Origin of the sequence: Lactobacillus delbrueckii subsp. delbrueckii DSM 20074 = JCM 1012, assembly GCF_001433875.1 — a bacterium.
Lineage (GTDB): Bacteria > Bacillota > Bacilli > Lactobacillales > Lactobacillaceae > Lactobacillus > Lactobacillus delbrueckii.
In genome coordinates this window covers 1,405-19,692 of record NZ_AZCR01000002.1, presented here as the reverse complement: position 1 = coordinate 19,692, position 18,288 = coordinate 1,405, and the positions used below count along the sequence as shown (strand labels likewise).

General features: G+C 50.4%; 18 protein-coding genes and 1 other RNA gene. 3 read left to right on the top strand and 16 right to left on the bottom strand.

Going from position 1 to position 18,288, the window contains the following annotated elements:
- Positions 1 to 67: 67 nt before the first annotated feature.
- Positions 68 to 694 carry a VanZ family protein gene (locus tag FD23_RS00655; protein ID WP_052933615.1) on the bottom strand — a complete coding sequence of 209 codons (627 nt, stop codon included), beginning with the start codon at positions 692 to 694 and terminating at the stop codon, positions 68 to 70.
- 148 nt (positions 695 to 842) lie between these two features.
- On the opposite strand from FD23_RS00655, the gene FD23_RS00650 reads away from it, so the two are divergent.
- Entirely contained in the window at positions 843 to 3,065 is a 2,223-nt protein-coding gene (locus FD23_RS00650) for an LTA synthase family protein (protein WP_025895176.1), read from the top strand.
- A 44-nt stretch (positions 3,066 to 3,109) separates the two neighbouring features.
- Here FD23_RS00650 and FD23_RS00645 read toward each other — a convergent pair whose 3' ends face one another.
- The 13 genes from FD23_RS00645 to FD23_RS00585 all read right to left on the bottom strand — a co-directional run bounded on the left by FD23_RS00645 (position 3,110) and on the right by FD23_RS00585 (position 13,866).
- On the bottom strand, positions 3,110 to 4,675 hold the full coding sequence (locus FD23_RS00645; protein ID WP_052933606.1) for a sensor histidine kinase: 1,566 nt from the start codon (positions 4,673 to 4,675) through the stop codon (positions 3,110 to 3,112).
- The gene (locus FD23_RS00640; protein WP_025895177.1) at positions 4,672 to 5,397 is read right to left on the bottom strand and encodes a response regulator transcription factor; all 726 of its coding nucleotides are present in this window, start codon (positions 5,395 to 5,397) and stop codon (positions 4,672 to 4,674) included. The genes FD23_RS00645 and FD23_RS00640 overlap by 4 nt, the downstream gene beginning before the upstream one ends.
- Positions 5,398 to 6,024: 627 nt before the next feature.
- Positions 6,025 to 6,386, bottom strand: a transfer-messenger RNA (tmRNA) gene (gene ssrA, locus FD23_RS09060).
- Positions 6,387 to 6,452: 66 nt separating this feature from the next.
- On the bottom strand, positions 6,453 to 7,640 hold the full coding sequence (locus FD23_RS00630; protein ID WP_025895180.1) for an acetate/propionate family kinase: 1,188 nt from the start codon (positions 7,638 to 7,640) through the stop codon (positions 6,453 to 6,455).
- Between the two features lie 34 nt (positions 7,641 to 7,674).
- Positions 7,675 to 8,673 carry a class I SAM-dependent methyltransferase gene (locus FD23_RS00625; protein WP_002880040.1) on the bottom strand — a complete coding sequence of 333 codons (999 nt, stop codon included), beginning with the start codon at positions 8,671 to 8,673 and terminating at the stop codon, positions 7,675 to 7,677.
- A gap of 141 nt (positions 8,674 to 8,814) precedes the next feature.
- Complete coding sequence (locus FD23_RS00620; protein WP_044880471.1) at positions 8,815 to 9,432, bottom strand: type IV pilus modification PilV family protein; 618 nt, start codon at positions 9,430 to 9,432, stop codon at positions 8,815 to 8,817.
- A complete protein-coding gene (locus FD23_RS00615; protein WP_003619058.1) occupies positions 9,401 to 9,667 on the bottom strand; it encodes a type IV pilus modification PilV family protein in 267 nt (88 codons plus the stop codon). Before FD23_RS00615 ends, FD23_RS00620 begins: the two co-directional genes overlap by 32 nt.
- Positions 9,657 to 10,094, bottom strand: a complete 438-nt coding sequence (locus FD23_RS00610) for a pilus assembly FimT family protein (protein ID WP_052933605.1) — start codon at positions 10,092 to 10,094, stop codon at positions 9,657 to 9,659. The genes FD23_RS00615 and FD23_RS00610 overlap by 11 nt, the downstream gene beginning before the upstream one ends.
- The gene (gene comGC / locus FD23_RS00605; protein WP_002880035.1) at positions 10,091 to 10,414 is read right to left on the bottom strand and encodes a competence type IV pilus major pilin ComGC; all 324 of its coding nucleotides are present in this window, start codon (positions 10,412 to 10,414) and stop codon (positions 10,091 to 10,093) included. The genes FD23_RS00610 and comGC overlap by 4 nt, the downstream gene beginning before the upstream one ends.
- 21 nt (positions 10,415 to 10,435) lie before the next feature.
- Positions 10,436 to 11,434, bottom strand: coding sequence for a type II secretion system F family protein (locus FD23_RS00600; protein ID WP_052933604.1), 999 nt, complete (start codon positions 11,432 to 11,434; stop codon positions 10,436 to 10,438).
- Positions 11,406 to 12,371: a competence type IV pilus ATPase ComGA gene (comGA, locus tag FD23_RS00595; RefSeq protein WP_025895187.1), complete on the bottom strand. Its 966-nt coding sequence runs from the start codon at positions 12,369 to 12,371 to the stop codon at positions 11,406 to 11,408. The genes FD23_RS00600 and comGA overlap by 29 nt, the downstream gene beginning before the upstream one ends.
- A 159-nt stretch (positions 12,372 to 12,530) precedes the next feature.
- Complete coding sequence (locus tag FD23_RS00590) at positions 12,531 to 13,262, bottom strand: YebC/PmpR family DNA-binding transcriptional regulator (RefSeq protein WP_025895188.1); 732 nt, start codon at positions 13,260 to 13,262, stop codon at positions 12,531 to 12,533.
- An 82-nt stretch (positions 13,263 to 13,344) separates the two neighbouring features.
- Positions 13,345 to 13,866, bottom strand: coding sequence for a VanZ family protein (locus FD23_RS00585; RefSeq protein ID WP_025895189.1), 522 nt, complete (start codon positions 13,864 to 13,866; stop codon positions 13,345 to 13,347).
- A 106-nt stretch (positions 13,867 to 13,972) separates the two neighbouring features.
- On the opposite strand from FD23_RS00585, the gene FD23_RS00580 reads away from it, so the two are divergent.
- Positions 13,973 to 14,854, top strand: a complete 882-nt coding sequence (locus tag FD23_RS00580) for a metal ABC transporter solute-binding protein, Zn/Mn family (protein ID WP_052933603.1) — start codon at positions 13,973 to 13,975, stop codon at positions 14,852 to 14,854.
- A gap of 85 nt (positions 14,855 to 14,939) precedes the next feature.
- On the opposite strand, the gene FD23_RS00575 is transcribed toward FD23_RS00580, so the two are convergent.
- Both FD23_RS00575 and msrA read right to left on the bottom strand, forming a co-directional pair.
- Entirely contained in the window at positions 14,940 to 15,788 is an 849-nt protein-coding gene (locus FD23_RS00575) for a patatin-like phospholipase family protein (RefSeq protein ID WP_052933602.1), read from the bottom strand.
- Positions 15,789 to 15,803: 15 nt separating this feature from the next.
- Positions 15,804 to 16,331, bottom strand: a complete 528-nt coding sequence (gene msrA / locus FD23_RS00570; RefSeq protein ID WP_052933601.1) for a peptide-methionine (S)-S-oxide reductase MsrA — start codon at positions 16,329 to 16,331, stop codon at positions 15,804 to 15,806.
- A 259-nt stretch (positions 16,332 to 16,590) separates the two neighbouring features.
- Between msrA and FD23_RS00565 the strand changes: the two genes are divergently transcribed.
- Positions 16,591 to 18,222: an APC family permease gene (locus FD23_RS00565; RefSeq protein WP_025895191.1), complete on the top strand. Its 1,632-nt coding sequence runs from the start codon at positions 16,591 to 16,593 to the stop codon at positions 18,220 to 18,222.
- Positions 18,223 to 18,288: the final 66 nt, after the last annotated feature.

Sequence of the window (18,288 nt, the reverse complement as noted above, 5' to 3'; positions counted from 1 at the left end):
CTTCCTCACTAGAAAATGTTAAATAAATCATTCACAAGATAATAATATCATTGTTGCCCTTTCATTGCTAGTCTTTATTGGGATTTTTTACACAAATTTGACCTAGCAAAAAGTAGAGCCCGTAGCCCAGCAGGACCCCGCAGGCATTGAAGAAGACGTCGTCAATGTCGCTGACCCCTGTCATGAGCAAAAACTGCAGGATCTCGATCGTCACCGATGACAAGACCCCCAGGAAAAAGACCCGGCCAAAGCAACGCTTGACTTGCAGCAGATTGGGCAGCAGGGCCCCGAAGGGCATGAAGGCTAAAATATTGCCCATAGAGTTATAGTAAAAGTCGACCTTGCTCTGGGCATAGACTAATTTCCAGGTATTCTTCATGAAGACCAGGTTGATATTGCTAAGCGGCCGCGTCCAATGGAAATTCAGTTCCCAAGGGAAGTAGGATGACCTGAAGGTCGTTAGCATCAGCACCAGGAGAAAGTAAAAGGCGAAGAGCCAGAGGCCGAATTCTGACCAGAGCCCGCGTCTTTTACGGACAGCCAAAAGCCAGATGACCCGGACCAGGGAGAAGAGAAGGAAGTAAAAAATTGTCTTGTCCAGGCCCTGCAAGGTTAACTTGATCAAGGCAAAGTGATTGATCCGGGTGGCGTACTGGCTGGCTAAATAATTGTATAAAGGTGCTAAAAACAACATGCTCGCTTGGTCCAATCTACTAAGGTCTGCTTACATTATACAAGCTTTTTTGGGGGAAGAATTTTAAGAAAGCAATAACTCTGGGGAAATATTTGTCTATTTTTGCCACAACCTTTAAAATTAAGACAGTAATAAAAGGAGAAAGACATTGAAACACAGCAAATTTCTCGGCAAATTTCAAAGCCGGACTGGCTTTTTGGCCCTCCTGGTCATCTGCTACTGGCTTAAATACCTCTTTGTCGCCTACTGCGACTTAAATCTAGGCCTGGCCAATCCCCTCCAGCACATCATCATGTGGTTCAGCCCCCTGGGCATGAGCATCATTTTGATCAGCCTGGGCTTTTACTTTTCCAAGCCTCTGGCCTCCTACATTGCCATGCTGGCCCTCGATTTCGCCAACACGGCGCTTTTATTTGCCAACGTCCTTTACTACCGGCAGTTCACCGACTTCATTACCGTCAAGACCATGGCCAACCTCAGCAAGGTTTCCCAGGGTCTGGGCAAGTCCAGCGCGGCCCTTTTAGCGCCTAGCGACATTTTTATCTGGCTGGATCTGATCGTCATCGTCATCCTGCTGGCGGTAAAAGTAATCAAGATCGACCAGCGGTCATACGGCTTTTCCAGGACTTTTGCCATTACGTCCTTCGGCCTCTTCGTTTTGGGCCTCAACATGATGGTGGCTGAATGCAACCGGCCCCGCCTGCTCAAGAACACTTTTGACCGGACTTACGTGGTCAAGTACCTGGGCATTGACACCTTCACGGTTTATGACGCTATTAAGAACGAATCCAGCTCGACCGTAACTAAGAATGCTTCGACCAGTGAATTGAACAAGATCATCAACTTTACCCAGCAGAATTACGCCCCGGCTAATTCCGAATACTTCGGGGCGGAAAAAGGGAAAAACGTGATCATCATCCACCTGGAGAGCTTCCAGCAGTTTTTGATCGGGATGAAGGTCAACGGCAAGGAGGTTACTCCCTTCCTTAATTCCTTCTACAAAAACAAGCACACCCTGTCTTACAGCAACTTCTACCACCAGGTTGGCCTAGGCAGAACCAGTGACGCGGAAAATATGCTGGAAACCAGCACCTACGGGATCTCTGACGGGTCACTCTTCACTTCATTAGGCTCCAGCAACACCTTCCAGGCTGCCCCGCAAATCTTGCGGGCAAACAGCAACTACACCTCTGCCGTCTTCCACGGCAATGTCGGCAGCTTCTGGAACCGGAATGACGTTTACAAGAATATGGGCTACAACTACTTCTTTGACAAGAACTACTTCAGTCAGGAAAGCGGGGACAGCTCCGGCTACGGGCTTAAGGACAAGCTCTTTTTTGCCGAAAGCGTCAAGTACCTGGAAAGAATGCAGCAACCCTTCTATGCCAAGTTCATCACAGTCACCAACCACACGCCTTTTGAACTGGCCACGGCTGACCAGGATCCAAACTTCAAGACCAGCTCAACCAGTGACGTGACGATTAATAATTACTTTTTGACCGCCCACTACCTGGACCAGGCCTTGAAGGAATTTTTCACTTACTTGAAAAAATCCGGTCTCTATGAGAAGTCGATGATCGTCATTTACGGGGACCACTACGGCTTGAGCAATGAAGAGTACACCACCCTGGCGCCTTTGATCGGCAAGGACCCGAATGACTGGTCCAGCTACAACACCGCCCAGATGCAAAAGGTACCTTTCATGATCCACGCTTCCAATTTAAAGGGCGGGATCAAGTCAACCCTGGCTGGTGAAATCGACGTCTTGCCGACCATCCTCCACCTGCTGGGCATCTCCAGCAAGCAATATGTCCAGTTCGGCACGGACATGCTGTCAGCTAAGCACAAGCAAATTGTCGTCTTCAGAAATGGGACGGTAATCAGTCCAAAATACGTCTTGATCGGGGGCAAGACCAGCAAGGGCAATCTCTATGACGCCAGCGGCAAACTTTTGACCAAGCTGACCAAAAAGCAAAAAGCCGAAGTCAAGAAGCTGGCTGCTTATGGCAAAAACTCCCTGGCCTACTCAGACACCCTCAACAATAAGAACCTGCTCCGCTATTACACGCCAAAGGGCTTCAGCCCGGTCATCCCGAGCGATTACAACTACAGCACCAACTACCAGCAGATGATGGACCTGATTGAGCAGTTAGGCAAGCAGTCAACCGCCCTCATCAGCCAAAAGGGCGACACCAGCAAGCTTTACAAGACCGATGCCAGCCAGCTGGCCAAGCGGCAAAGCGAGATCACCCAGATCCCTGAAAGCGTCCTGTCCTCATCCAGCTCCATGAATGAGAGAATGACTTCAAGTTCATCCAGCTCTAATGCAAGTTCCAGCTCAAGTAAAGCCAGCAGCAAGAAAACTAAATAGAATAAGCAAAAAGCTTACCGGCTGCCGGTAAGCTTTTTTAGTCGCTATTCTTTATCTTTGGACTCTTTCTTGTCCTTCTTGTCATAGTGCTTCTCATGCCCCTGGTCAAAGAGGGTGATCATGAAGGTTGAGCCTTCATGCGGCTTGGAAATAACCTTGATTTCCCCGCCGTGCTGGCGGACCAAAGAGAGGACAATCGACAAGCCCAGGCCGGATTCACCGGTACCGCCGTAGCGGGCCCGGGCCGGGTCAGCCTTGTAGAAGCGTTCGAAGATATACTTGCTCTGCTCCTGGGTCATCCCGATCCCGGTATCCTGGACGCTGAAGGTCGCCCCATGCTGTAAGCGCCGGCCCCTGAGCGTAATCGTCCCGTTATTGGTAAACTGGATGGCGTTCTGGGTCAAGTTGACCAGCATCTGCTTGAAGCGGTCCTGGTCAGCATAAACCGGCAAATCTTCCGGAGCGTCAAGGATAATCTTGTCCCCGTTCTTAGCCGCGTTCTGAGTCAGCTGCTGCTGAACGTCGTTCATGATCGTCCGGGCATTGAACTGGGACTTCATCATCTGGATCTTCCCGCTTCTGATCTTTTCATAGTCCAGGTTTTCGTTGACCAGGCGGATCAAGCGCTTGGTTTCCCGGCTCATGAGGTCAATGGACTCTGGAATTGATTCTTCTGGGATGGCATCATACTTCATCCCTTCCAAAAGGCCATTAATCGTTGTTAGAGGCGTCCGCATTTCGTGGGCCACATCTTGCATGAACTGGTCCCGCCGCTCTTCCTGGGCCTTGACTTCTTCATTTGAGGCCTTCAGAGACCGGACCATTTCATTGAAGTTTTCGGCCAGGTCGTCGATTTCATCGGCATGGCGGTGGTCAACCTGGACGTCCAGGTCACCGTCAGCAACCTTGCGGGCAGCCAGGGAGAGCTTCTTAATCCGGCCAGTTTGGTAGTAGGCCAGAATAAAGCTCAAGATCAAGCTGACCGCGAAGGTGATCACCAGGGCTCTGGCCAGGTTTGCCTTGGCTTGACTCACGGTCTGCAGGACATCCTTGACCCGGGAACCGATCATGATGGCCCCGACGACCTTCTTATTTGACCCGGATCCTTGGACCTGGGGAACCACGACCCAGGTATAGCTTTCAGCGGCAAAAAGGCGTTTGCTCCGCTTTCTTAAGCCATAGTGCTTTACCCGGCCCTGGACTTTCGGGGCAAGGCCCTGCTGCTCGCTGCTGTGGTCGTCCTTGATCTGGACCACCTTCCCCTTTTTCAGCTTCGATTTGGCTGACTTCTTCAAGATGTCGTAGCCGCCAAGGGGATAAGTCGTCTTAAAGTTCTTGTCCATCAAAAACAGTTTAAGATTTTCATCCCGCATGACGAAGGAAAACTTCTGCAGGAAATCCGCAGAAAAAACCGGCGGTGAATTCTTGCTCTGCGTCTTTTTAGAATACAGCTGCAGGGTTGAAAAATTCTCGGCATAACTTTCCAAGCGCGTATAGTTGCTTTGATAGGCCTGTTCCTTCTGGTAGTTGACTGTTGAAAAGCCAATGATCATGACCGAGGTTAAAATGACTATCAAAAAACTCAGAATATGCTGATAAATCAGTTTCATGCGTTAACCTGTGAATCGTCAAACTTGTAGCCCACGCCCCAGACGGTTTGAATAATCTGCGGGCCGGACTTTTCCAGCTTCTGGCGCAGCTTCTTGATGTGAGCGTCAACAGTTCTTTCTTCACCGAAGTATTCATAGCCCCAGACAAGTTCCAGGAGCTGTTCCCGGGAGAAGACCTGCTTTGGCTTCTGGGCCATGGTGTAGAGCAGGTCGAATTCCTTTGGCGTCAAGCCTTCAACCCGGTTTTCGTCAAAGTAGACTTCCCGCCGGCTCTTGGAGATCCGGATGTGGTTGGTTTCCAAGTCGAAGTCGTTGCTTGGGATGTTCTTCGGCAGGTTTCTTGGCTGCCCTTCCAGCATTACCCGCCGGTGCAGGGCCTTGATTCTGGCGATCAAGGCGATCGGACTGAATGGCTTGGTTACGTAATCATCAGCCCCGACACCCAGGCCGAGAACCTGGTCAGATTCGCTGTCGCGGGCCGTCACCATAATAATCGGCACAGTTTCAGAAATCCGGCGGATTTCCTTGGCCACTTGGATCCCGTCCTTCTTTGGCAGGTTCAAATCCAAAGTGATGATGTCAAAGTCCTGCGGGTGAGTTTGGAAAATTTCGACTGCTTCTTCACCGTCGTAGGCGGAAACTTGTTCCCAGCCTTCCTTCTTGAAGAACAATTCCATCATTTGTGAAACTGACTTGTCATCTTCTACCATTAAGATCTTCATGTTTTAACCCCTTACCGAAAAATTGTGCAATCCGCACTATATTATAATCGTAGCAAAAAAGTATCAAAAGCCGCCAATCATTCTGTGAAAAAACTTGAAACTTAACTCACAAGTTTGGGGCTAATTGACTAAACTATATAGTTTTTCACTTAATTTCTACAAGAAAAAAGTTTGCTTTTAATCATCGCCGCTAGTCAAGAATTTGTAAACCGCCCAGGCAAAAAGTGCTGTTGGCAGCAGGCCTGGGAAAAGGTCGACCTTGAGCTTGGTCCTGCTCTTGTCATTGACTTTTTGGTAGCTATAAGCTCCTGGCTAAAATTCTTTGAGTTTCATAGTTGACCTCCCGCACTAAAAAGTGTACTTACAGTCAAAACAATAGCTTCTATTCTTTTAATTATACTCTTGATTCCTTTGCGATTTATTGCATTTGTTATTTTATTCCAGTGGCCATCTTCGGAAAATCATTTTCATTTCTCCCCCTTTAGTTACACCTTATAAACACTTATATCTTATACTATACCGCTCTTTCCAGCTTATCGTTGCATATATTGGAGAATTCTTTCATTTTGGAAGATAAAAATTCCACAAAAAAGACGCGTGCATCAATCACACGCGCCTTCTTTAGACAGATGGAGATGAGGGGAATTGAACCCCTGTCCAAACGCATCCCGTCACTGGTCTCTACGATCATAGTCATATTATTTAAACTTCACCGGGGCAAAACGCCATATGACAGGGCCAAAAAGCCACGGCTAACCTGTTAGTCTCTTCTCGCTTATTCAGGTGTGATAAGCAAGCGTATCCCGTAAGGTTGATACCGCAAGACCGCCACGGGCAGGCAGTCTATTGGCAGCTGGGCTGAACTAAGCAGCTACAGCGTATGAGTTTTCGTTTGCAGTTAATTTAAACTGTTTAACGTTTTAACGTAGACGTAACCTACGAATCGCAACCAGCGCGGGTCTGCGCCTGTCGAATCCCAAAACATCCCCAAAATAGAGAACATGATCATTTTAGCAAAAAATGACCATATCCTCAAATATTCTGCTTAAAAACTTTTACTTAAGCTTGGCCAAACGGACAACGTCACGTTCGATCATCAATTCTTCGTCAGTTGGAATAATCAAACCAGCCAGCTTGGAATCTTCCTTGGTGATGAAGCCTTCATTAGCAGCCTTGTTAGCTGCGTCGTCAAAGTCAACGCCCATGAAGGACAGTGACTTCATGACCCCTTCACGAACTTCATCATCGTGTTCGCCGATCCCGGCAGTGAAGACAACCGCGTCTGCCCCGCCCATTTCAGCAATGTAAGAGCCAACGTAGCGGACTACCCGGTTGATGAAGACAGCATCAGCCAGCTTGGCGCGCTTGTCATCACTGTTTTTGATGTCCCGCATGTCGCTGGAGATACCGGAGAGGCCCAAAAGGCCTGACTTGTGGTTCAAAATATCGATCATTTCATTGAAGTCAGTGATTCCTTCCTTCTTCATGATGTACTGCAGAACTGACGGGTCAACGTCACCTGACCGGGTCCCCATGGTTACCCCAGTCAAAGGTGAGAAGCCCATGGAAGTGTCGTAGCACTTGCCATCCTTAACCGCAGTAACTGAAGCGCCTGAACCCAGGTGGCAGACAACCAGCTTAAGGTCCTTGAGGTCCTTGCCCAGCAATTCAGCCGCCTTGCCGGAAACGTAGCGGACAGAAGTGCCGTGGGCGCCGTACTTGCGGGCCTTGTACTTCTCGTAATATTCGTATGGCAAGGAGTAGATGTAGTGTACTTCATCCATTGACTGGTGGAAGGAAGTGTCAAAGACGCCGACTTGCGGCACGTCCGGCAGGATGTTCATGAAGGCTTGAACGACGTGGCCTTCTGCCGGGTTGTGCAGAGGAGCGTAGTTAGTCAAGTCAAAAACCTTGTGGATGTTGTCCTTGTCGATGATTGCTGAGTCTGGGAACAATTCCCCGCCGTTCACGATCCGGTGGCCAACGCCGACAATTTCCTTGACATCTGCAATAACGCCATATTCTTTCAGCCAGTCAAGCAGGGTTTGCACGGCTACTTCCTGGTTTGGCAAGTCAACTTCGGCTTCATGCTTGGTCCCATCAGCCAACTTCATTGAAAAGGTTGAACCATCGATACCTATACGGTCGCCCAGCCCGGAAGCTAAGACACTCTCATCAGCTAATGAGAACAGCTTATACTTAAATGAAGATGAACCAGAGTTGATTGCTAAAACCTTATCCATTATTAAAAAACTCCTTTATACTCACTTCACAAACTTAATTATCTTTCTTAGTATACCACTCGTTCAGTTTAATATTAAGGGCTACCAAAGATTCTTCCTTCTTCAGATTCTCAAGCTTTGTGAGCAAAACTTCCTTCGGCGGCTTGCTTTGGCCGTGATTTTGGAAGATAAGGATACTTTTTTGACTTATCTTGCTTTGGAATAAGCTGCTTGGCAATTGCACGATCGCCTGCAGGTAGACCTTACTGGCCAGCCAGGGCATAAAGTCAGCCCCAACCGTACCAGTCAGCATGTTCTGCGGGACCAAAAGGAAGGCAAAGCCGTCTTCAGCCAGGTTCTTGACGATCTGCTCAACGAAGAGGACGTGCGCGTAGGCGTGCCCCTCCTTGGTCCGGAGGTCAAAGTTCTTGGCATTGTCGTCGTTAGCGTAAAAGCCGATCGGCAGGTCGCTGACCACTACGTCTGGCTTGACAGGCCAGCCGGTCAGGGCATCCTGGCAGTAGAAGTCGGCCTTTAACCCCGCCAAGTGGGCGGCCACGTCGGCCAAGTTGAGCATTTCTTCATCATTATCCAGGCCAACCAGGTCAAAGCGGTCTTCTGAATGATTCTGGGCAGCCAGCTGCTGGTCAACAGAAAAGAGCAGGTTGCCGCTGCCCACTGCCGGGTCCAGCAGGACTTGCTTTCTCTTAGGCAGGAGCTTGTCCATAAATAGGGTCAAGACCGTGGCTAAAAGCGGCGGAGTCGGCATCTGGTTGGCATCCCGGCCGTCATCGTTGACGGCCTTAAGGACCAGGAGGCCATAGACCTGCTCTTTCTGGGCCTTGGACCAGTTCTTGTAGTCTAAAGCCGCGTAGCGTTCTTCAAGCTCAGCCACCGTCTTTTGGTCCGGGGCTCCCATTTCCACGCGGATTTCCCCGCTTTCCAGGTTGTCAAAAGTTTCCACCAAGGCATCAGCCAGGGGCACGTTCAAGGCTTCTTGCAGGCATTCGACTGCTTCCAGAGTCTGCCCAAACAGTTCTTCAATTCTATTCATGACTTAGTCCACCCTTCTTTGCAATACATACCAATTCTAATGATTTACAAGGAAGGGTGCAAGAAATTTCACCCGCCCCAGAGATAATTTGCCAGCAGCTGGTTGATCTTAATAACATGCTGATAAGCATCCAGGTAACTGTCAATCAGCAGAATTGTCGTTGCTAGCAGCAGCACGCTGGTCAGCAGGGCGCTCCCCCTTTGCTGGTTTAGCCTGGTCTGTTTTCTGATCTTCAGTCTTTTTCTCAGCCTCCTTTTCTTTTTCCGGTGCCTTGTCGACTTTAAAATATAAAATTGACCTTTTCCCCTTTCCATTGATATGGACCTCCATCAAGCCATCCCTGGCCGCGAACGTTGCTCCCCTGATTGGCAGCAAGGTCATGTTGCCGCCGTCTGGTCCGGATCTTCTGACCCGAAGATTATTTCCGCCATTGTCCATTTCCAGAACGTAGCCAGCTTTGTCTATCTTTTCTTCCCCCTTCTTGTCGTCCTTTTTCTCTTCTTTGATAAACATGATCTTCAAAGGATTGGAATTCTCCAGATCAATATAGGTCCGCTGGCTGTCCTTTTTCAAAAACTTGGCGAACTGGACATAAGAGAAGACCAGTTCATTAGGATTGTGCCGGTCTTTTTCAAAGAGGGTAAACAGCTTAAGGCTAGAGGACAAAAGAGACAGGCAAATCACCGTCACCAAGAGGGCGACCATGGTCTCCAGCAAGCTGAAAGCCTTACTTCTGGCAAATCTTCTGCTGGGTTTCATCATACAGGTCTCCTTTGCCGGTTAAGACATACTCATGGTCCCTGACCTTGACCCGCTTGACCGGGCACTCCTTCAGCATCCGGTAGGCCAGGGCCTGGTTGGCCCGCTGGCTTGACTCTTGCTCTAGTTTCTTTAGCCCGCTGAGGCAGGTCACCATGGCGGTTAGCGCAATACAGACGATGGCCAAAGCGACTACCGCCTCCAGGGCCAAGAAGCCTTCCTGTTTACTTTTCATTGATCTTCCCCCACGACAGCAAAAAGGTATATGCTTTCTCATACTCTTTTTTCTCCTGATCATTTTTTATGATTCTCAGCGTGAAGGCCTGGCTGGTGGTTCCGTCGCTGCTGATTGTCCAGCCTGATGTATTGTTAAAGTTGGTATAAACCGTAACTCCATCTGGAATCTTGAGGCTCTCATGCCGGCCGTCTTGAATGACTTCCAGCTTGCCCTGGCTGCTTTGGTTGTAGATCACGACCTTTTTTCCCGTAATGGCGGCACTTCTGATTTTCTCTTGAAAAAGTCCCGCCGCCTGCCGGCAGAAGCGGTCAAAATTGATCTTGTCCTCAAAGCCTTGAAAGCTTATCTCCCCGATACCCAGCAGCATCCCCGCGATAGCCAAGGTTATCACCGTCTCCAGCAGGCTGAAGGCCTTCTGCCTCATTCTCCGCCCTTGGCGAAGTCACCGATTGCCAGCTTCTTATCCTCAGCCTGCTTCTCCTGCTTTTGCGTCAAATAGTGGGCATCCACCATTTCCTGGAAAGAGGCCGGCTTCTTGCCCGTATTTTCTTCATATAGCTCCACCTGGGTCTGAATGGTCGTGGTAAAAGCATCGTTAGTCCGCTTATCGGCATGGTCCTTTTGGGCCAACAAATTTGGCGAGATCAAAAGAACCAAAGTCGCGATAATTGCCACCACGATCACCATTTCAATTAAAGTAAAAGCCCGCTGGCGCTTTGGCCAGAACCGTCTTAAATGCTTCATTTCCTTTTTTCCTCCGCAAATCTAAAGCTGCTGCATGCTGTCGTAAATTGGCAAAAGCAGCTTTAAATACATTCCAATAATGCACAGGCCGATCAAGATAAAGCAGACCGGCTGCACGTTGACAATTAGCTTGGACAGCTTCTGGCGCAGGCAGTTGAACAAAAGCCGGGACAAAAGCAGGCACTGCCGGCTCAGTTCCTCCCGTTCACTGCCCGCCTGCAGCAGCATCAAGAGGTCCTGGCTCAAAAATGGCTCCTTCTGGATAACCTCTTCCACTTTCTTGCCCCGTAGGATCGCGTCTCTTGCCCGCCGGCCCACTTCTTCTTGCAGTGACCCCGGCGCCTGCCGGCAGGCAAAGTCACACATCTGCTGCAGGGAAAAGCCGCTGGCCAAAAGCATGCCCAGGTCATAAGAGATCAAATACTGGCCATACAAGGCCACCACTGGCCCGAAAACCGGCCAAGCCAGGAGCTTTTTAAAAGACTGGTAGTCCTGCTTCTTCATGTAAGCTGCCGCGATAACGACTAACATGATGACCAAAACCAGCAAAAAGACTAAAATCAGCAAGAGCAGGTCCCCCTGCTTAGCGGAACTGCCAGCAAATTCTACCGACAAAAAGTTCTGCATAAAGATCAAAATCAAGGTCATCATCCCTGCCAAAACGATCGGGTAGGCCAGTTCCCCCTCCAGCTTCTTGACCTGTTCATTCTTCATCCGCCCCAAAAGGGCCAGCTGGGCCAGGGATTCATCTAGCCGCCCTTGGCTAAGTGCCATGTCCAACTGCGTCACCGTCGTCTTGTTAAAGCCCAGGCCCGCCAAAAGCTGACTCAGTTCTTCTCCCTGCCGCATTTTTTCATCCAGCCGGGCCAGCTGCTTTTTCCGCTGGGGCCAAAGCAGGGGCAAGAGCTGCAAGCTCTTGGTCAAGGAAAAGCCGTTTTTTAAACAGTTGGCCAAAAAGGCCAAGAGCTCCACCTGCTCACTCTGCTTCAGCTTAGCCGCCTTTATATTGCCTTGCCACATCCGCGCTTATCTCTCCTTTCTCCACCAGCCTGCTTAAGTTTTCCTCCCAAGCCGCGAAATTTCCTCTGAAGGATTGCCCCAGAGCCGCCAGCAAGTCCTCCCGGCTGGCCAAGTCCAGCAGGCAGGCTGGCCCCTTTTCCCCTGGCAGCAGGCGCTGGTAGGAAACCGCCGTCAAGCAGTTGACCAGTTCATTATTTTTAACCCCCAGGCTCTCCAGGCGGGAAATGGTTTGGTAGGTACTTTTGGCATGCACTGTGGCTAAAACCAGGTGGCCGCTTAATGCCGCGTCAACCGCTAAATGGGCCGTCTCTTCATCACCACCGATGATCAAGACATCCGGCCGGTGACGAAGAGCCGCCTTTAAAAGGCTGGCATAGCTGATCCCGGCCCCGGCATTGACTTGGGCTTGAAAAAAACTCTCCTCATATACTTCCACCGGGTCTTCAATCGTCATCACCATTTTCGTCTGGCTGAGCTTTCTGGCCAGTTCATACATGGTCGTGGTCTTACCCGACCCAGTAGGCCCGCTGGTCACGATCATCCCCCGCAGCCAGCAAAGGTCCACCAGGTCCCTGAACTGGTCCGGGAAAAAGTACCGGCTCTCCCCCAAAGCATAGATGATCCGGATGACCAATGAGTCCTCCCCCCGGTAATCACCCACGCTGGAGAGTCGGAGCCAGTAGTCCTGCCCCGCCAAATTGACAGCCATGCTGCCGACCTGGGGGCGGCGGTGTTCGGCAATATCCATTTCAGCTTGGTACTTAAACCAGTTGATCAGTTCATTTCCCGCCTCCCGGGTCAGGGACGGCCTTTCCTCCAGATCCCCGGCCCGCAGACGAAGTTTATAGCTGCCCTTTTTCGGCAGAAAAAAGATGTCACTGGCCCGAATCCTAACTGCTTCTTCCAGCATTTGCCGGGCTTTGTCTGCAACTTCCACAAGGTCCTCCTTTCTTTTTTCCTCCTCCACTTACTAGTACGCCAAAAGTGGCGATTTTTTTCTGAGAAGGCAAAATTTTTCCAAAAAATCGTAAAAGAGCATAAAAAAACGCGGCTTTCCACAGAAAGTCGCGTTTTGTATAGTTTATTTACAGCTTAATTATTCTTCTTCGTCAGCTGCAGCGGTGTAAACGTTGGAAACGTCATCGTCGTCTTCCAAAGCGTCAACCAGCTTTTCGAATTGTTCCTTCTTGTCTGCTGGAACTGGAGTGGTGTTTTGCGGCACCATAGTCAGTTCAGAAACTGCCAGCTGGTAGCCGGCCTTTTCCAAAGCATCGCGGACAGCAGTGAAGCTCTTGGCATCAGTGTAGATTTCGTAAGCGTCGTCGCTGGTTTGCAAGTCGTCGCCGCCGGCTTCCATGACGTCCATCAGCATTTGGTCTTCATCCGCGTCAGTAGTTGACCGGTCGATTACAATGTAGCCCTTGCGGTCGAACATGTAGGCAACTGACCCAGTAGCACCAAGGCTGCCGCCGTTGCGGGTGAAGGCCACGCGTACGGATGAGGCAGTCCGGTTCTTGTTGTCAGTCAAGGCTTCAACCAGGATGGCAACACCACCCGGTGCGTAACCTTCGTAAGTTACTTCATCGTAGTGTTCGTCTGAGTTGCCTTCAGCCTTCTTGATGGCCCGTTGGATGTTGTCCTTTGGCATGTTGGCAGCCCGTGCCTTGTCCATGACCAAACGCAATCTTGGATTACCTGAAGGGTCAGGACCACCACTCTTTGCAGCCATGTAAATTTCACGGGAGAGCTTTTGGAAAACCTTCCCTCTCTTAGCGTCTTGCGCATTCTTGCGGCCTTGAATATTGTGCCATTTTGAATGTCCTGACATTTAGGATCCTTCTTTCTGTAATTAATATAATCAACTTTTTTATAATAACTCAGGAAGGGCAGAAATTCAACGGTTTCAGCCCCTAAATGGCCGACTTTTTTCGCTCCCTGCCCTGCTTGACTTGATAAAAAATCACCGCCAAAACAATGGCCAGCAAGGCCCCGCTTGCATCCAGCATCACGTCATGCACGCTGGGGGTCCGGTCCCCGGTCAGGAACTGGTGGAACTCATCCATGGCCGCGAAGGCAAAGGCACTGGCCCAGACAAAGAGGGGGCCGGTCCATTTGATAACGAAATCTCTTCTTAAGCCCAAATAGGCAAAAAGGCCATAGAAGAAGTAGCTGGTAAAGTGGGCCAGTTTCCGGACCACGAACTGGGTGAAGCCAGCTGACCCGTCAGTCTTGACATTGTGCCAGACCCCGCCGTAATAGATATTGAGCCGGTGGATTAAATCTTCCAGCCAGCCCAGGTAGGTATGGATAAAACCGGCCTTCATCTTCTGCTCATGGTAGGTCATCGAGCTTGAGATGAAGAGCATGACCAAGACAGCCAGAGCCAGGAGGAGGTAAATCTTTTCTCTTTTGCTAAACTTAAAATCATTCATGTAGTTTATTTTACCATTATTTTCGTCATTCTTATTGACTTTTGGCTATTTTTCCCGTATTCTAATATGATTTGCAGGCAAGCTGTAGATCTTGAAAGGAAAAGACATGAAGAAAACACACAGACAGTTAATTATCTGGCCAATTTTGCTTTTGACCACTCTCTTTTTAGCCGGCTGCGCCAAGGATGAACAAAGTTCCAAGAGCCAGATCAAGATTGTAACTTCGACCAACATTTACGCCAACATCGCGCAAAATATCGTCGGCAAGTATGGTAAGGCTACCGCCTTGATCACCAACGGCAACTCTCACCCCCATGACTATGAGCCGACGACCAATGCGGCCAAGACGGTGACTGGCGCTGACATCATCGTTGCCAACGGGATGGGCTATGACAGCTGGATGGACAAGCTGGCCGCCTCTAATGGCAAGAAAGCCGTCAAGGTCGGGGAAGACTTGATGCAGCTGGATTCCAGCGCCAACCCCCACATCTGGTACAACTTAAATATGCCGAAAAAGTACGTCGCCTATCTGGTCAAGAAGCTCAGCAAGCTTGACAAAAAGCACGCCAGCTACTACCAGGCCCAGGGCAAGAAGTATTTGCAGAAGATCGCCAAGATCAAAAAAGTTGCTGACGGAATCAAGGGCAGCAAGGCCAAGCCGGTCTTCGTCAGCGAGCCGGTTTTTGACTACGCTTTAGAGCGGACCGGCTTCAAGATCGGCAACAAGAACTTTGAAGAAGCCACTGAAAAGGAAACCGACCCGAGCGCGGCCGTGATCGCCCGGATGAATGAAGCCATCAAGAAAAAGCAGATCTCCTTCTTCGTCAACAACACCCAGGCCAGCTCCGACACGGTCAAGTCCTTCGTCAAGAAGGCCAAGAAGCAAGGCATCCCGATCGTGGAAGTCCGCGAAACCATGCCAAACAAGGTCAGTTATGCCGACTGGATGCTGGCCAACTACCAGAAGCTGGCTAAGTTCGGCGACTAAAAGAAAAAGAGAATAAAGAAAAAGCACTTAACAAGTGCAAATTAAAACGGTGGTTGAGCCTTAGCTCAGTCACCGTTTTTTGTGCTTAATCTTGTAAAAATTCCTTCAAGGCCGCCAATTGCCGCTTGGCATCCCTCACGCCGACTCGGTAGACCGCCTTAAGGCGGTTGGGATCCTTCTCCATGGCGCTGACGCCGATGTCCTGGCTGGGCCGGAAGACAAAGAGGCGGCCGGCTGCTTCCTCTTTGGCGATATAAGCCAGGCAGGCATTATATTCCACATGATGCTGCCTTAGGCGCGCCACGACAGCCGGGTACTTTTTCAAGATCCGGTCAACGACTGGCTGCAAACGCGATGGTTCTTTTTGATAGCCAGCCGGCTGGGTCAAAATGACCACTGCCTTGTCATAGCCCTTGTCCAGAAGAAAACGGACCGGTATGGAGTCGCTGACGCCCCCGTCCCAGTATGCGTGGCCCCCGATTTTAACCGGCCGGGCGAAAACGGGAATCGAGGCTGAAGCCCGGATCCAGGCCACGTCCCGCCCCTTGCCGGTAGTCAATTTGTGGTAGGCCGGCTGGGCCGTCTCCACATCCGTTGCCACGCACCAGAAGTCCATAGGGTTTCTGGCAAAAGCCGCGGTGTCAAAAGGATCCAGTACTTCCGGTAGGGTATAGTAGCAAAAGTCCGCCCCGTAGAGATCCCCGGTTTTGAGCCAGGACCGCCAACTCTTAAACTGGGGCCGGCTGCCATAGCGGAGGTTATAGCGTAAAACTCTCCCAGGCTGCAGGGACTTGTAGTTGCAGCCAAAGGTCACTCCGGCTGAAACGCCAACTGCCCCGTCAAACTTGATCCCATGTTTCATGAGGACGTCCGTCACCCCGGCCGTGTACAGGCCACGCATGGCGCCGCCCTCCATCACTAAACCCTTCTTCATGCCATCCCCTTATGCCTACTTGCCCCAGTGCTCCTTGATAAACTGGGCCCGGCCGCCGGCTTCTTCAGCCGCGTAGCGGTCTGGATGCTTTAAATAGAACTGCTGGTGGTAGTCTTCAGCCGCGTAAAAAGGCGCTGCCGGTTCGATCTTGGTCACGATCGGATCATCAAAGCGGCCGCTTTCCACCAGTTCCTGCTTGGACTTTTCCGCTGCTGCCTTCTGCTCTGGTGAATTGTAAAAAATCACCGGCCGGTAGTTGTCCCCCCGGTCCTGGAACTGGCCGCTGGCGTCAGTCGGGTCCGTTACCTGCCAGTAGTAGCCTAGCAAGTCCTCATAAGACATGAGGTCCGGGTCAAAGACGATCTTGACCGCCTCCGTGTGGCCAGTCGTATGGCTGCAGACTTGTTCATAAGTCGGATTAGGCACGTGCCCGCCCGTGTAGCCCGCCGTGACGCTCTCAATACCTGGCAAAGTATCAAAAGGGGCCACCATGCACCAGAAGCAGCCGCCCGCGAAAATCGCGCTGTCTAATTTTTTCTCCATAAAATCACCTCGTCAAATTTAACTTGTCTTTCATTGTACTCCAAAGAAAAAAGATAGGAAATCTTCTGCTCAGAAAATATTCGCCCAGGAACCGCTATCATGGTTAAAAGGCTTTTTTTCTCCTTATAAGCACTGTAAAATAGATTTTGCTTTAAAAAAACTTAATAATTGCTAGATTGGAGATGGAAATGGTATCGCTAAACAAGTCCCCGGGCCTGGTTTCTTGTTAGTACACTTTGTTTAACAGGAAGGATTTTTTATGGACGAATTAGATAAAAAGGGAAATTATATTTCCTGGCAAACTTTAGCCATGATGGCCTTTGTCACGGTCATCGGGCTGGAAGACATCATGTACAACTTCCAAAACCAAGGGATGGCGGTCATCACCTCCTGGGTTTTGATGATGTTCCTTTACGTGGTTCCTTACGCTTTGATCGTTGGCCACTTAGGTTCAGTTTTCAACCATGAAGGTGGCGGACTCTCCTCTTGGGTCAGAGCCACTGACGGTGAATTTTTAGGCTACTTCACGGCCTGGACCTACTGGGCCGCTTCGATTCCTTACGTGGTCGACACGGCCAACTGCCTCTTGGTTGACGTTGGCTGGGGGGTGACTGGAACTGACGAGTTTGAGAACCCGAAATTCCTCTCAACGTCCATGTTTACGGCCATCACCTTTGTCATTTTTATCCTTTTGACCCTGCTGGAACACAAATTCTCCAAATCAATGGAAGTCTTGTCCAACATCGGGGGCTGGGCCATGTTCATCATGACCATCCTCTTCGTGCTTCTGGCCTTTTCCGGCCTGGCCAAGTCCGGCGGCAAGACCGCGACGCCATTTACCTGGAAGACCATCATCCCCAAGTTTGACCTTAAATACTTCTCAACCGTGGGAATGCTGATCTATGCCGTCAACGGGTCTGAGCTGGTCGCCCCATACGTGACCCGGATGAAGGACCCCAAGCGGGAATTCCCTAAGGCCATGATCGCCCTGGCCCTCATGACCTGCTTTTTGACCATCTTCGGCTCAATTGCCCTGGGCATCTACATCGATGCCAACCACATGCCAAACGACTTGAAGATGAACGGTGAATACTACGTCTTCGGCGCCATGGGCAAGCAATTCGGCGTAGGCAAGCTCTTTGTCTACATCTACGCCTGGGCCTCCTTCTTCTACAATGTGGCCCTCTTGTCCGTCCTTTTGGACGCCATGACCAGAATGCTGATCTCCGACACCGGGGACAAGTACATGCCAAAGTTCCTCAAGAAGACCAACAAGGACGGCCTGCCGATCAACGGCTACACTCTGACTGTCTTTTTGAGCGGCTTCATCATGGTTCTGGGGATTTTCCTGCCAGACATGAACGACATCTTCAACTGGCTTTTGAACTTGAACGGGATCATCTCTCCGGCCGTTACCTGCTGGATTTTCTACTCCTTCATGAAGGTCCGAGGCAAAAACTCCTCCAAGTACCCGTCAGTTTACCGCTACATTAAAAACGACACCTTCGCCTGGTGGGTCGGCTTTGCCCTCCTGGCCGTCACGGCTGTCGCTACGGTCTTAGGCTTCATGCCGCAAGACGTCAAGGAAGGCAGCTGGGTTTGGTGGTATGAACTCTCCATCAACATCGTGGCCTGCCTGGTCTTGATCGGCCTGGGCGGGATCTTCCCAGGCATCCGCAGAAGAGAAGAAGAATACGGCCTGGCCTTTGACAAGCAGCAATGGACCTGGATGATTGCCCTGGTTTTGGGCTCAATAGTCTTCAATGTCTGGCTGGGCGGGACCACTATCAAGCTGCGGGCCCTCTACATTGTCATTGAATCAGTCATTGCCCTCTTGGCTGTCTGGCTGATTGGCCGCCGCCTGCCAAAAGGGGCAAAAGCCTGCAAGTAAAGGCAATAACGGCTAAAAAACAATATACAATATTTTCAAACCAAAAAGGCCTGCACGCGCGTGCAG

Bases quoted from the DNA above. Each gene is read 5' to 3' on its own strand.
- FD23_RS00655 (WP_052933615.1), bottom strand. From the start codon at position 694: ATGTTGTTTTTAGCACCTTTATACAATTATTTAGCCAGCCAGTACGCC.
- FD23_RS00645 (WP_052933606.1), bottom strand. From the start codon at position 4,675: ATGAAACTGATTTATCAGCATATTCTGAGTTTTTTGATAGTCATTTTA.
- FD23_RS00640 (WP_025895177.1), bottom strand. From the start codon at position 5,397: ATGAAGATCTTAATGGTAGAAGATGACAAGTCAGTTTCACAAATGATG.
- FD23_RS00630 (WP_025895180.1), bottom strand. From the start codon at position 7,640: ATGGATAAGGTTTTAGCAATCAACTCTGGTTCATCTTCATTTAAGTAT.
- FD23_RS00625 (WP_002880040.1), bottom strand. From the start codon at position 8,673: ATGAATAGAATTGAAGAACTGTTTGGGCAGACTCTGGAAGCAGTCGAA.
- FD23_RS00620 (WP_044880471.1), bottom strand. From the start codon at position 9,432: ATGAAACCCAGCAGAAGATTTGCCAGAAGTAAGGCTTTCAGCTTGCTG.
- FD23_RS00615 (WP_003619058.1), bottom strand. From the start codon at position 9,667: ATGAAAAGTAAACAGGAAGGCTTCTTGGCCCTGGAGGCGGTAGTCGCT.
- FD23_RS00610 (WP_052933605.1), bottom strand. From the start codon at position 10,094: ATGAGGCAGAAGGCCTTCAGCCTGCTGGAGACGGTGATAACCTTGGCT.
- comGC (WP_002880035.1), bottom strand. From the start codon at position 10,414: ATGAAGCATTTAAGACGGTTCTGGCCAAAGCGCCAGCGGGCTTTTACT.
- FD23_RS00600 (WP_052933604.1), bottom strand. From the start codon at position 11,434: ATGTGGCAAGGCAATATAAAGGCGGCTAAGCTGAAGCAGAGTGAGCAG.
- FD23_RS00590 (WP_025895188.1), bottom strand. From the start codon at position 13,262: ATGTCAGGACATTCAAAATGGCACAATATTCAAGGCCGCAAGAATGCG.
- FD23_RS00585 (WP_025895189.1), bottom strand. From the start codon at position 13,866: ATGAATGATTTTAAGTTTAGCAAAAGAGAAAAGATTTACCTCCTCCTG.
- FD23_RS00580 (WP_052933603.1), top strand. From the start codon at position 13,973: ATGAAGAAAACACACAGACAGTTAATTATCTGGCCAATTTTGCTTTTG.
- FD23_RS00575 (WP_052933602.1), bottom strand. From the start codon at position 15,788: ATGAAGAAGGGTTTAGTGATGGAGGGCGGCGCCATGCGTGGCCTGTAC.
- msrA (WP_052933601.1), bottom strand. From the start codon at position 16,331: ATGGAGAAAAAATTAGACAGCGCGATTTTCGCGGGCGGCTGCTTCTGG.
- FD23_RS00565 (WP_025895191.1), top strand. From the start codon at position 16,591: ATGGACGAATTAGATAAAAAGGGAAATTATATTTCCTGGCAAACTTTA.